This is a genomic window from Cesiribacter sp. SM1, from assembly GCF_020178975.1.
Taxonomy (GTDB): Bacteria; Bacteroidota; Bacteroidia; order Cytophagales; family Cyclobacteriaceae; genus Cesiribacter.
In genome coordinates, this window is the sequence record NZ_JAHXBU010000090.1 from 300,015 (window position 1) to 314,055 (window position 14,041).

General features: G+C 47.9%; 10 protein-coding genes. All 10 read left to right on the forward strand.

Going from position 1 to position 14,041, the window contains the following annotated elements:
• Nucleotides 1-99 precede the first annotated feature (99 nt).
• The 10 genes from KWJ01_RS17770 to KWJ01_RS17815 all read left to right on the forward strand — a co-directional run bounded on the left by KWJ01_RS17770 (nucleotide 100) and on the right by KWJ01_RS17815 (nucleotide 14,023).
• Complete coding sequence (locus KWJ01_RS17770) at nucleotides 100-945, forward strand: endonuclease/exonuclease/phosphatase family protein (protein ID WP_224998258.1); 846 nt, start codon at nucleotides 100-102, stop codon at nucleotides 943-945.
• A 158-nt stretch (nucleotides 946-1,103) separates the two neighbouring features.
• A complete protein-coding gene (locus KWJ01_RS17775; protein ID WP_224998260.1) occupies nucleotides 1,104-2,600 on the forward strand; it encodes a PQQ-binding-like beta-propeller repeat protein in 1,497 nt (498 codons plus the stop codon).
• A gap of 77 nt (nucleotides 2,601-2,677) precedes the next feature.
• Entirely contained in the window at nucleotides 2,678-3,523 is an 846-nt protein-coding gene (locus KWJ01_RS17780) for an endonuclease/exonuclease/phosphatase family protein (RefSeq protein ID WP_224998262.1), read from the forward strand.
• 58 nt (nucleotides 3,524-3,581) lie between these two features.
• A complete protein-coding gene (locus KWJ01_RS17785; RefSeq protein ID WP_224998264.1) occupies nucleotides 3,582-5,069 on the forward strand; it encodes a PQQ-binding-like beta-propeller repeat protein in 1,488 nt (495 codons plus the stop codon).
• A 25-nt stretch (nucleotides 5,070-5,094) separates the two neighbouring features.
• Nucleotides 5,095-5,922, forward strand: a complete 828-nt coding sequence (locus KWJ01_RS17790) for an endonuclease/exonuclease/phosphatase family protein (RefSeq protein WP_224998265.1) — start codon at nucleotides 5,095-5,097, stop codon at nucleotides 5,920-5,922.
• A gap of 4 nt (nucleotides 5,923-5,926) precedes the next feature.
• A complete protein-coding gene (locus KWJ01_RS17795) occupies nucleotides 5,927-7,795 on the forward strand; it encodes a PQQ-binding-like beta-propeller repeat protein (protein WP_224998267.1) in 1,869 nt (622 codons plus the stop codon).
• A gap of 262 nt (nucleotides 7,796-8,057) precedes the next feature.
• The gene (locus KWJ01_RS17800; RefSeq protein ID WP_224998269.1) at nucleotides 8,058-9,302 is read left to right on the forward strand and encodes an ROK family protein; all 1,245 of its coding nucleotides are present in this window, start codon (nucleotides 8,058-8,060) and stop codon (nucleotides 9,300-9,302) included.
• A 45-nt stretch (nucleotides 9,303-9,347) separates the two neighbouring features.
• Nucleotides 9,348-11,267, forward strand: a complete 1,920-nt coding sequence (nagB, locus tag KWJ01_RS17805) for a glucosamine-6-phosphate deaminase (RefSeq protein ID WP_224998271.1) — start codon at nucleotides 9,348-9,350, stop codon at nucleotides 11,265-11,267.
• Nucleotides 11,268-11,349: 82 nt separating this feature from the next.
• Nucleotides 11,350-12,231, forward strand: coding sequence for an ROK family protein (locus KWJ01_RS17810; protein ID WP_224998273.1), 882 nt, complete (start codon nucleotides 11,350-11,352; stop codon nucleotides 12,229-12,231).
• Nucleotides 12,232-12,730: 499 nt separating this feature from the next.
• Nucleotides 12,731-14,023 (forward strand): sugar MFS transporter, encoded by a 1,293-nt coding sequence (locus KWJ01_RS17815; RefSeq protein WP_224998275.1) that lies wholly within the window; start codon nucleotides 12,731-12,733, stop codon nucleotides 14,021-14,023.
• Nucleotides 14,024-14,041: the final 18 nt, after the last annotated feature.

A 14,041-nucleotide genomic window follows, 5' to 3' on the forward strand; every position in this document is an offset into this window, starting at 1 on the left:
GCTTTACCCCATTTTTAACCAGTAGGGGAAGGGCAACAGGTTTAGGTGATAGCGGTACTGGTAGGTTACACTTGCTGTTTGAAAACTAGGTAAGCACGTATGGAAAACATCTCAACTCTATTTCTGGCGATTCTGGCGATGTTCTTTTGTGCCTGTAGCACAGATGATGCGCTGGAGGATATAGAGCAGGATGTAAATGATACAACCGTAGTAGCTGAAGAAGCTGATCTGCGGGTGATGACCTACAACATTCACCTGGCTAACCCACCTGCAGCAGGTGAAAAGAGAGATCTGCCAGCCATTGCCCGCGTGATCAATAGTGAAATGCCCGACCTGGTTGCATTGCAGGAGGTAGATGTATATACCGAACGTTCCGGACTGGATGTACACCAGGCCAAAGCACTGGGCGAGCTTACCAATATGTACGCCTACCATGTAAAAGCAATGGATGTGTTTGGGGGCGGTGCCTATGGCGAAGCTATCTTATCGCGTTTCCCTATCCTGGATTCTGCGGGCTACGAATTACGGGCCGATCCTGCCGTGGGCGGCGAAACCCGTGCGCTGGCCGTGGTAAAAGTTGCTTTGCCCGATGGGCGGGAAGTAGTGTTTGCCGGCACCCACCTGGATCACCGCAGCGAACAAAACAGGCTCTACCAGGGCGACAGGATCAGGAAGATCCTGCAAAGGGAAGAGCTGCCGGTTATTCTGGCTGGTGATTTCAACGCGGTACCGCAAACAGCAACGGTCGATTATTTTGACAACTATTATACCCGCAGCTGCAGGCATAACTGCTCACCCACTTTTCCTGCCCGTAATCCGCAAAGTGCCATAGATTTTATCATGCACAGAAAGGATGCCGACATAGAGGTGGTGTCGCATAAAACCATTTTTGAGTCTTATGCCTCTGACCACTTGCCTGTAGTAGTAGCATACAAAATTAACTGAATGAAAATTACGCATACATGGAGCTGATCTGCTGATGAAAAAGGCTTTAGAATTCAGAGGTCACAGCTGCCTTACTAACCATTGAAGCAGCATGGATACACTGAAGCTGAAAGCAGTTGGCTAAATCAATACCGACTACCTGGCTAAACAATAACATTATGAAAATAGGAAAATTACTAATCTTATTCGCCATTCTAAGCATTGCCTTTGCTGGCTGCGACGAAGATGAAGATCCGGGCAACATCATGCTTCCGCGAGCAGATTTTGCCTACACGCCAAGCACCCCCAGGGAAGGAGAGGAGATCTTGTTTTATGCTGATCCCGAAGAAAACTCGGGGGATATTGTATCCTGGCACTGGTCGTTTGGTGATCCTGAAGGTTCTACCTCTACCAAAAGGAATCCCTACTTCACCTATGCAGCTGCAGGCGATTATGAGGTTGTTCTGAGGGTGATGAACGCTGCCGGAAATTCCATGGAGGTTTCCAGAACGGTAACCGTTACCCCGCCGCCGCCAGATGAATTTCCGGCAAACATTGCCTGGTCATTCACCAGCAATAATACAGTAGCTAACATCAACGATGGCTCCAGCGCACCGGTTATTGGCGACGATGGTACCATCTATTATGTAGAGTCAAGGGCTGGTGCAGGCAGCAGTGTGCTGGCCGTTACAGATGGGGGCGAGAGCGCCACCCTTAAGTGGGTATCGAATGCATTTGGGGGAGAACTTCCCAATGCGCCTTCTATCGGGCCTGATGGCAACATCTTTATCAATGCCTGGGTAGACGACAGGGCTATCTCCAAGATCAGTGCCGCCGATGGTAGCATTCTCTGGAGTGGCGCAATAGGTACTGATGTATCTAATAACACCCCTGCAGTAGACTCCCAAGGGAATACCTACCACGGTTCAAGGGCACAGGGTGCAAATGGTGGTGTTTTTTCCTGGAGCCCGGAAGGTGAGAAACGCTGGGAAATTACAGGTGTTGGTGCCTTTTATGCCGCTCCTGTAATTAGTGCAGATGAGAGCACCGTGTACTTCCTCAATACCAATGAAGGGAAAATCTGGGCAGTAAATGCTGCTGATGGCACCCAGAAATGGACTGAACCAGTAGGTCTGGATGCCGGTATACATGGCTCCTCATTATCTATGGGTGCAGATGGTACCATCTACTTTACCACCAACACCCATGTGGCTGCCGTAACCGATGAGGGTGAAACAGGTGCTCTGAAATGGGCTGTAGAAGTAAATGATGCTTCTAACTCGGGTGTGGTGATTGGCCCTGATGGTACCCTGTACACAGGTTCTGTGGGAGGCTTACTGGCTATGAATCCTGCAGATGGAAGCGTGTTATGGACTTATGATGCCGAGATCAGGGAAAGTGTTCCCGCTGTGGATATGAACGGGAACATTTATGTAGGAACCACCAGTGGTCTGCTGCTGATTGTAAGCCCCGAGGGTGAACTGCTGAAAGAGCTGCAATTGGGCGATGATGTGGTTAACTCGCCTACAATCATGGAAGATGGCACTGTTTACGTGGAGGCTACCGATAAGCTTACTATTAAACTATACAAAATTCTGGTGGAAAACAGTGGCGTTGCCGATTCGCCATGGCCTATGAAGGGTAAAAATGTTAAGAATACTGCCCTGATGAATTGACCATTGTGAAGGCTCGCGGGGACATTTAAAGAAGGCTGAAGCTGGAGCGCAGCCTGGCTTGGATTTAATAGTATATCATGGAAAGATTATTGATAGGATTTTTTACACTGGCCACCATTTTCCTGGCACTTTTTTCGGCCTGCTCATCAGGTTCGGATGAGGAACCGGAGCCTGTAGTGCCCGATGAGGAAGTTGTTGTGGAAACGGTTAAGGTAATGTCCTACAATATACACCATGCCAATCCGCCAGCCCGCCCCGGAGAAATCGATCTTGATGCAATTGCCAGTGTGATCAGGACGCAGAATCCTGATGTAGTGGCCCTGCAGGAGGTTGATGTAAACACCGAAAGATCAGGCCCCTTTAACCAGGCAGCGGAACTTGCCGACAGGCTCGATATGCACTACTTTTTCGGGAAAGCTATTGATTACCAGGGTGGAGAATATGGCGTGGCCATTCTCTCCAGGTATCCATTGTCGGAAACGGTGGTGCATCGCCTACCTACCAGGGCAGGATCTAATGGCGAGCCCAGGGTGCTGACAACTGCTAAGCTAAGCCTGCCGGGGGGTACGAGCATCAGGTTTGGCAGCACCCACCTCGATGCCCAGAGCAGTGATGAAAACCGCCTCCTGCAGATCGAAGAGGTATTAGAAATTGCCAGCGGGGAGGAACTGCCCTTTATCATCGCCGGTGATTTTAATGCAGTACCTGATTCTGAGGTAATGAACATATTCGACAGCCACTTCACACTCAGCTGCCGGCTATGTCCTGCAACAAGTTCTGCCAGAAATCCTGTCAGGACCATTGATTACATTGCTTTTCATCATCCGGAAAGAAAATTCAGTGTTAAAAGCCACCAGGCAGTAAATGAAAAACAAGCCTCTGACCACCTTCCTATTGTAGCAGAAATTAATGTTCTGGAATAGCCCAATAGATTTTTTTAAAACGACCGACTGACGATACAGACTTATAAACCATCCTGTTATGAAATTAAGAAACTTACTCATTTTATATTCGATCATCAGCATTGGCATGATTGCTTGTGACGATGATGAAGCCCAGGAAACGCTGGTAACACCCCGGGCCAACTTTACTTACACGCCTGCAGCACCGGTAGAAGGGGATGAAGTTGCTTTTACCGCCGCTGCTGTGGAGGGATCCAGTGATATCACTACCTGGAACTGGCATTTTGGGGATGCAGATTCAAGCCTGTCTGTTGAACAGAATCCTACTTTTATTTATGAAAGCCCGGGCACCTACGAAGTAACCCTGGAAGTAACAGATGCCGCTAAGAACGTCTTCAAGATTTCAAAACCAGTAACCGTAATCAAAGCAGAGTTTCCTGCTTCGGTTGTATGGGAGTATACCACCGAAAATGCAGTAGCTAACATCAACGATGGCTCCAGTGCACCAGTTATTGGCGACGATGGTACCATCTATTATGTAGAGTCAAGGGCAGGAGCGCTCAGTAGCGTGGTGGCTGTAACAGATGCAGGAGAAAATGCAACATTGAAATGGGCATCAAGTGCTGTGGAGGGAGATCTTCCCAATGCGCCCTCTATCGGGCCTGATGGCAACATCTTTATCAACGCCTGGGTAGACGACAGGGCTATTTCCAAGATCAGTGCCGCCGATGGTACGATTCTCTGGAGTGGCGCAATAGGTACTGATGTATCTAATAATACCCCGGCCATAGATTCACAGGGCAATACCTACCATGGTTCAAGAGCACAGGGTGCAAATGGAGGCGTTTTCTCCTGGGGTCCCGATGGAGAAAAGCGCTGGGAAATTACTGGTGTTGGTGCCTTTTATGCAGCTCCTGTGATTAGTGCAGATGAGAGCACCGTGTACTTTCTCAATACCAATGAAGGGAAAATCTGGGCAGTGAATGCTGCAGATGGCACCCAGAAATGGGCTGAACCAGTGGGTCTGGATGCCGGTATACATGGTTCCTCTTTGTCTATGGATGCAGATGGTACCATTTATTTTACCACCAACACACATGTAGCCGCCATAACAGATCAGGGCGAAACCGGCGCGGTAAAATGGACTGCCGAAGTTGATGATGCATCTAACTCGGGTGTGGTGGTAGGTCCTGACGGAACGCTCTACACAGGTTCTGTAGGAGGCTTGCTGGCTATGAATCCTGCAGATGGAAGCGTGTTATGGACCTACGATGCCGAGATCAGGGAAAGTGTTCCCGCTGTGGATATGAACGGGAACATTTATGTAGGTACTGCAGATGGCAGAATGCTGATCATCAATGCCGCAGGTGAGCTGGAAAAAGAGCTGGAGCTGGGCGATAATGTTACCAATTCTCCTACCATTGCCAGCGACGGAACGGTGTACATAGAATCTAAGGATGGCGATACCATCAAGCTATTTAAAATAGCAGTGGCAAATAGTGGCCCAGCCGATTCTGCATGGCCCATGAAGGGACAAAATGTTAAAAACACCGGCAAAGCACGCTAAGCAGACAATGTCAAGACAAATGCATATGAGCAGATTACTACTAACTTTAATTATAAGTGTTACTTTTCTGGCAGGCGGCTGTAACAGGCAAATGGGCACATCCGGGTCTGCAAATGCTACAGAACGGGTAGATAAGCTGAAGGTGATGTCGTACAACATTCATCATGCCAACCCTCCCAGCAGGGAAGGCTATATTGATCTGGATGCAATAGCAGCTGTAATCAAGGCTCAGGATCCGGATCTGCTGGCGCTGCAGGAAGTAGATGTAAATACCGAGCGATCGGGAGCTTTTAATCAGGCCGAAGAACTGGCCAGAAGGCTCAGCATGAATTACTACTTTGGCAAAGCCATCGATTACCAGGGTGGTGAATATGGCGTAGCCATACTTTCTAAATACCCTATATCGGAAACAGTGGTAAACAGACTGCCAACCCAAGAGGGTACCAGGGGTGAGCCGCGCATACTGGCTACGGCTAAGGTTACCCTGCCCGATGGTACCCACATCCGCTTTGGCAGTACGCACCTGGATGCACAACGGGAGCCGGTTAACAGGCAGCTGCAAATCAATAAGATTGCAGAGATAGCCCAGGCGGAGAAGCTTCCCTTTATCATTGCAGGCGATTTTAATGCAACACCTGATTCGGAGATCATCCAGGTGTTAGACCAGCACTTTACCAGGAGCTGTATGCAGTGTGAACCCACCATACCAGTTAATAATCCCAGCAGAACCATTGATTTCATTGCCTTCAGCCATCCTGCAGATAAGTTCAAGGCAGGCAGCCAGCAGGTAATCAACGAAACCTATGCTTCAGATCATTTACCCATTGTAGCAGAGATCAACATTGAAGAATAAATACATGAAGTATTTTAAATCTATATGCTTTGCGCTTCTGACCATTCCATGCCTAAGCTTTGGCTTTCAGCAGCAGCAACAGCAGGGCGATACCCTTCGGTTTGCAGTTGTTACCGATACCCACATTGGCAAATCCGGCAACAACAAAGGGCTGGCAGCCATTGTGGAGGATATTAACCAGAACCCGGAGATAGATTTTGTACTTCATGCAGGAGATGTAAGCGATTTTGGTACCGCAAGCCAGCTGGCCGATGCCAAAAACCTGATGGAAGGGCTCACAAAGCCCTATTATATTGTGCCGGGAAACCACGATACGGGCTGGTCCGACAGCGGTGGTCTTACCTATAATGTGCACTGGAAAGATCAGAAGTTTCTGGCAGATATCGGGGGTGTACGCTTTATTGGTGTCAGCACCGGCCCTTACGGGCGCATGTCGAGGGGCTATGTGCCACTAGACCAGATGCGATGGCTGGACAGCCTGGTAATGGTAACCCCCAAAGACCAGCGGGTGGTGTTTCTTACCCACTACCCCCTGGATGAGGGCCTGAGCAACTATTATCAGCTGATAGAAAAGCTCCGTGAGCTGAACACTGTAGCCGTTTTTGTAGGGCACGGCCATGTTAACAAAGTGTTTAATTTTGGAGGCATTACCGGTGTCATGACAAGAACGGCCCAATCCCGCAAAGGAACCTTTGCCTACAACACCGTTACGCTAACGCCAGATTCTGTCTTGGTAAAAATGGTTGATGTGGGGCAGCCGGCCAATCCCCTGTGGGCCTCCCTGCGCCTGCGTGGCAATACAGAAAGGCCTCCCTTTTCAGCCCCGGAATCCGATGCGGCACCTGTCAGAAAGGAGCACCAGGATGTAAAGGCAGTCTGGACCTACCAGGACAGGGGCAATATAGTGGCAAGCCCTGCCATATGGAAAAACAGTGTGCTGATCGGCAACCTGCTGGGAGAGTTTAAATCGCTGGATGTTGAAACTGCCAAAGTGAACTGGCAGTTCAGGGCAGGCCAGTCGATTTACTCAACGGCTGATGTAGCAGGTAACCGGGTGGTGTTTGGCGCTGCCGATAGTACCATCTACTGCCTGAATGCCAAAACCGGCAGCCTTCTCTGGAAGGTAAAAACAGGGGCGCCAGTATTGGCCTCGCCTGTCATAGACAATAAGCGGGTGTACATCGGCAGCAGCGACCTCAAGTTCAGGGCCATCGACCTGGCATCTGGCAAAGTTATCTGGACCTACGAGGGCCTGGCAGGTTTTCCGCCCAGCAAGCCTGCCGTGGGGGAGGGTAAAGTGGTATTTGGTACCTGGAATAAAACCCTTTATGCCCTGAACACCAAAGATGGTTCCCTGGCCTGGGAATGGAAAAATAACGACTACAGCCATTACTACTCACCGGCCATGAGCATCCCGGTAATTCAGAATGGTAAAGTATATATGGTTGCGCCAGATGAAAAACTTCGTGAGTTTGACCTGAAAACCGGGGAGCAAACCTTTGTGAGCGACAGATTTAGAGTAAGAGAATCACTTGGCGGGAAAAGCAGCAAGAACTGGCTTGTTGCTAAAACCATGCAGGATACCATTGTGGCCTGGAGCACTAAGAAGGGGCAACCGGAACCCATCTTTAAAATTTCTGGAGAATTTGGCAGAGACTTTTCTCATTCTGCCCCCGCCTTTGATGATAGAACCACCTTTTTCTTTGGAACTACCTTTGGACGGGTATATGCAGTGGATATAGAAGCGAAACAGGTAAAGTGGATTTACCAGCTTAGTGAGGATATGGTAAATACTGTAAAGCCCCTGAAGAATGGAGCAGGTGTTTTAGCAACCAGTGCAGACGGAAAAATAGTGCTGCTAAGGGGTTCATAAGCTCGGCATAGGTTTATGGCCTGGTTAGCAGGAGTTTGATTATTCTGGATCTGATAGATTATTAACATTTTTGATGTGTAACATAGACAGACTGTATAAGCCCATTATATCCTGTATACAAAAATAATTTAGCAGGCTGTAATATCTGTGATGCTAATATTAGGATTAAGTTAAGATTGCTTACTTTTGTAAAATATTTATAAAAGGTAGGTCCTTTAAAATAAAAATCTTGATTAATTAATTACTTCCAAGCAGGCTAAACATGAGTACGATAATAAAAGGTGAGTCTTATCTTGATACACTCAATAATGTTGAGCGAAAAAAGCATACCCAAAAGATTAAGATAATTAAGCATCTTTATGTGAAAGGCTCCCGGACTAATTCTGAACTCTGTAATGTAATCGGGATGAGTTCGCCTACCTCTATGAGTCTGCTTAATGAGTTGATGTCAGAAGGCTTGGTTGAAAAGCAGGGAAGGGCAAAATCTGAGGGAGGAAGAAAGCCTGATCTTTATGGTTTAAGAGACAATTCACTCTTTGTGCTTAGCATTGCCATGGGCCGGTTTAAAACCAGGATGGCCATCTTCGACAACAACAATAATAACATTACAGGAATCAAGACTTTCCCCATACGGGTTTCTGATGGAATAGGGGCGCATGAGCTGCTGTATCAGCATGCACAGGATGTAATCAGCAGCTCGGGCATTGATACCAGAAAGCTTATGGGGGTGGGCCTGAATATGCCAGGTCTGGTAGATTCAAAGGAAGGTAACAATTTTACCTATATGAACCCTCCGGAAGGTTCGCCTTCGCTGCAGCAGCTGCTTGAAGATAAATTCCAGAAACCTGTACACATAGAAAATGATGTTAAGGCATCGGCACTGGCTGAGTACAGGTTTGGTCTTGCCCATGGAAAAAAAGATGTACTGGTACTTTCACTCGACTGGGGTATTGGTTTGGGTGTTATACTGGATGGAAAACTACAGCGTGGCACCACTGGCTATTCCGGTGAAATAGGCCATATTCCTTTCGTAAACGATGGTGCTCTCTGTTACTGTGGTAAACGTGGCTGCCTGGAAACAGTGGCTTCCGGTATTGCACTTGCCCGCCTGGCCAAAGAGGGAATAAAGTCGGGGCAGAATTCCCTTCTGAACGAATTATCAGACCAGGAGATAGATCGCATAGAACCGCAGCTGGTGATAGATGCCGCAAACAGGGGAGACCAGTATGCCATTAGTATCCTGTCGCAGTTAGGCATGAACTTGGGAAAGGGGATTGCCATTTTAATGCAGCTCTACAATCCCGAGCTGGTAATTCTGGGTGGCAGAATTGCAGAGGCCAGGCAGTACATCACTACGCCTATTCAGCATTCCATCAACATCTACTGCATGACACAGATACGGGAAAAAACAACCATAGCCTTATCAAAGCTTGGTCAGAATGCCGGTATACTCGGTTCGGTAGCCGTGGTAATGGAAAACATTTTTGAAGATGTGATAGACTATTGATATCTGCTAAAAGCTTCAGGTAAAGAATTTTTAAATATTTATACTATGTCTCGATTAAACCTTTTAGAAGAGACCCGTTTTGAGAAACTTCCGGTAACGGTTTATCCCGATGAACACATTGCTTCTAAAAAAGTAGCACAGCGCATTGCCGCACTCATTCGCAGCAAACAGCAGCAGGGTAAATCTGCCGTATTGGGCCTGGCTACAGGCGCAACCCCGGTAGAAGTCTATGCGGAACTGGTGCGCCTGCATAGGGAAGAAGGGCTTAGCTTCAGCAATGTAATTACCTTTAACCTGGATGAGTACTACCCCATGCAGCCAACGGCGCCGCAGAGCTACGTAACCTTCATGCACGAAAATCTCTTCGACCATATCGATATTGCCCCTGGTAATATTCACATACCAGATGGTACACTCGATAAAAAAGACATAGCCGCATACTGCCTGGAGTATGAAAATAAGATTGGTGCCCTGGGCGGACTGGACCTGCAGATCCTGGGCATAGGCCGTACAGGTCACATAGGTTTTAACGAACCAGGTTCTGCACCAAATTCAGGCACCCGCCTGGTAACCCTCGATGATCTTACCCGCCGCGATGCTTCCAGGGATTTTGGCGGTAAAGAGAATGTGCCCACCAAAGCCATCACGATGGGCATTGGTACCATCTTCAAGGCACGCGAGATTATTCTCATGGCCTGGAGCAAGAAAAAAGCACCCATCATTAAAAAAGCAGTAGAGGGGGAGATGTCTGGCGATGTACCGGCCACCTATCTGCAGCTTTCTGATAATGTAGAATTTATCCTGGATACCGATGCAGCTTCGGAGCTCACCCGTTTTGATACGCCATGGCTGGTAAAGGACTGTGCCTGGGATGAAATGCTGATTAAAAAAGCAGTGATCTGGCTCTCGAATACCGTTCAGAAACCAATTCTGAAGCTAACCGACGAAGACTACAACAACCATGGCATGGCCCAGCTGGCCACAGAAAAAGGTCCTGCTTATAACATCAACATCCAGGTATTTAACCAGCTGCAGCACACCATTACCGGCTGGCCCGGCGGCAAGCCCAATGCCGATGATTCGCAGCGCCCCGAGCGGGCAGATCCTGCTAAAAAGCGCTCCATCATTTTTTCTCCCCATCCCGATGATGATGTAATTTCCATGGGAGGCACCTTTATTCGCCTGGTAGACCAGGGGCACGAGGTGCACGTGGCCTACCAGACCTCCGGAAATACTGCCGTGTGGGATACAGATGTGCTACGCTATATGGAGTTTGCTATAGACTTTAACAGGAGTATTGGCGATAGTGTGGAGCACCTGTGTTCAGTATATGAAGAAATGCGTGATTTCTTTAAGAAGAAGCAGCCCAACCAGGTAGACCTTCAGGTGATCCGCAATGTAAAAGGCTTTATACGCAAAACCGAGGCCTACGCAGGTGCCCGCTATGCAGGCTTGCCCGATACAAACATACATTTTATGGCCCTGCCTTTTTATGAAACCGGTAAAACACAGAAAAATCCGGTAACAGAAAAAGATGTACAGCTCACCATGGAACTGCTGCAGCAGGTAAAACCTCACCAGGTGTTTGCCGCCGGCGATTTCGCAGACCCGCATGGTACCCATATTGTTTGCTTCAGAATTATACTGGAAGCTCTAACCCGGCTGCGCAAAACAGAAGCATGGACCAAAGACTGCTGGTTCTGGCTGTACAGGGGGGCATGGCAGGAATTTAAAACACATGAGATAGAAATGGCAGTGCCACTTTCGCCACAGGAGGTGGAGCGGAAGAACATCGCCATATTCCAGCATCAGTCACAGAAAGACAGGCCTGTCTTCCCGGGTGATGATGAAAGGGAATTCTGGGTGAGAGCCCGGGAGCGTAATCGTGAAACAGCCAGAAATTACCATAAGCTGGGTCTTGCCGACTATGAGGCCATGGAAGCTTTTGTAATGTGGAAGTTTTAACAGTGTTGCCGGAGCCTGTTAAAGCAGGCTTCGGCAAAATGTTGCATGTTGAGAGAAGGCTTTAATTTTTTAATTGTTCGTTATGGAAGGTCGGAAGATAATAGGGATAGATATTGGCGGTACCAAGGTCCATCTGGGGGTAGTAAAGGGAGGCAAGGTGCTTCGCGAGCTGAAACTATCAACCCCCTCACAGGCTCCCAAGGGGGAGATCTTAATGAAAATTACCGGGGGCATCAGTCAGCTGATGGATGCAGAGGTTGCCGGGATTGGTATTGGCGTGCCTGGCCTGGTGGATGAAAAGGAGGGAATTGTGCTTGATGTGCAGAATATCCCTTCCTGGAAAAAGGTGCACCTTAAAAAGCACTTGGAAGATCATTTCAAAAAGCCGGTATATGTAGCCAACGATGCCAATTCTTTTGTTGCAGGCGAAAAGATTTACGGAAAGGGCAGAGACCTGGAGAACTTTGTGGGGGTAACCCTGGGTACCGGCATCGGTACGGGTATCATAATCGATAACAGTCTGTACACAGGGGCTTACTCCAGTGCCGGAGAGTTTGGCGGTATGCCTTATCTCGACCAGACGGTTGAAGATTACTGTTCCGGAAAATTCTTTACAAAGAAGTTTGGAATTAGTGGTAAAGAATTGCAGAAACGGGCAGAACAGGGAGACAGGGAGGCGCTGGAGATTTTCAGGCAGTTTGGACACCATGTGGGGAACGCCCTTAAACTGATGCTGTTTGCACTCTCTCCCGAGGGTATTTTTTTAGGCGGCTCTGTATGCAAAGGTTATTCTTATTTTAAAGAAGCAATGGAGGAGAGCATACGTTCATTTCCCTTCAAAATTGTACAGGAGCAGCTGGTACTAGAGTGCTCCGAATTAAAAAATGCATCGATCCTGGGCGCTGCAGCACTTTTTAAGATGAGAAACACGAGCGGACATGAAAGCAGAAGAATGTTTGCATAGGTGGTTTCTGTCGCTGTCTGATTAACAATTTATTCTTTAGCTCTGCAGTTTGTTGAATCAGCAATTGCTGTTTAGGGGCTGTGGATGCTCATGCCATAGCGCACAGCTAACAAGGTGTACAAGTATTGCTTTTCTGTTCCTGTGGTAAATATGCTGCAAAACAGAAAGGGCTCTGAAAAACTCGTATTCTAAAATAAATTTATTATCATTAAACACTTTTATAAAAATTTATATTAAGTGTTTGTATATGTAGAAAAAAATAGCATACTTGAAGCATTGACACTGAGCAGGCAAGGAGCGCTACTGCGCACATGTAATCATCTGCAGTAGCGGGAGACACTAATTTCCCTGGCGAAGAAAGCGATTAGCAGGGGGCAGAGGCTTTAGGGAAATGTTTTTAATTTTTGTCTTTAGATTTTTCTCACGCCCATTTTTGAAGAGCGTGCCTTGGGTTGCATCAGCATCGACGATTGTACTACTGATTAAAAAAAATTACTGCATGGAACAGACTCCGGCCCTAGAAAAAGCAGGTGTAAAAGAAGCTCCTCCAAAAACGGACTACACCCGGCCCATGCTGATCATTGGAACGCTGTTCTTTATTTTTGGCTTTGTAACCTGGCTGAATGCTGTTCTGATTCCTTACCTGAAAATTGCCTGCCAGCTTAATAACTTTGAATCCTACCTGGTAGCCTTTGCCTTTTACATTTCTTACTTGGTTATGGCCATTCCTTCAGCCTGGATTCTGAAACTCACAGGATTCAAAAAAGGAATGCCCCTGGGCTTGCTCATCATGGCAGTGGGATCGCTGATCTTTATTCCTGCTGCGCTAACCCGTACCTACATAATTTTTCTGCTGGGCCTTTTTGTGCAGGGTACAGGCTTAGCCCTGCTGCAGACGGCAGCCAATCCCTACATCACCATCCTGGGGCCGCGCGAAAGTGCTGCCAGGCGCATCAGCATCATGGGCATATGCAATAAAGTAGCAGGGGCGCTGGCACCTATTGTATTAGGGGCCATAGTATTGATCAATACAGACGAGTTGGTTGCACAGCTGGACAGTATGAGTGCTGCCCAAAAAGTCGAAGAACTTAATGCACTGGCTACGCGGGTAATCACCCCTTACCTGGTAATTGCAGGTGTGCTGGTGTTGCTGGCTGTTGTGGTGTATAATTCTTCTTTGCCTGAGGTTGATACAAACGCGGAAGATAAACCTGCAGCAGGGGCGGTGAAGGATAAGAAAAGCATCTTTGGTTTTCCACATTTGTTGATGGGGGCTTTTACCATGTTTTTGTATGTGGGGGTAGAGGTAATGGCAGTAGATACCATTATAGCCTATGGTGCTGCCCAGAACATAGACCTGTCTACGGCTAAATTCTTTGCCACCAGCACCTTGCTGGCCATGGTGCTGGGCTACCTGATAGGCATTGTAGCCATGCCAAAGTATATCTCGCAGGAGCGGGCCATGCAGATCTCTGCATTGGCAGGAATTGCTTTTACGGTGGTTGCCATTTTTACCTGGGGCTATATATCTGTATTGTTTATTGCACTGCTGGGACTGGCAAATGCTTTGGTGTTTCCGGCCATCTGGCCGCTGGCCCTGGCAGATCTGGGTCGGTTTACAAAGGTTGGGTCATCACTTTTGATTATGGGCATAGCCGGTGGCGCTGTTATTCCGCTGGTGTATGGCTACCTGGCAGATCTGTGGGATCCGCAGCAGGCCTACTGGGTGATGGTGCCCTGTTACCTTTTCATCTGGTACTATGCAGCCATCGGACATAAAAAAAGAACCTGAAAGAGGGCAAAAGAATAG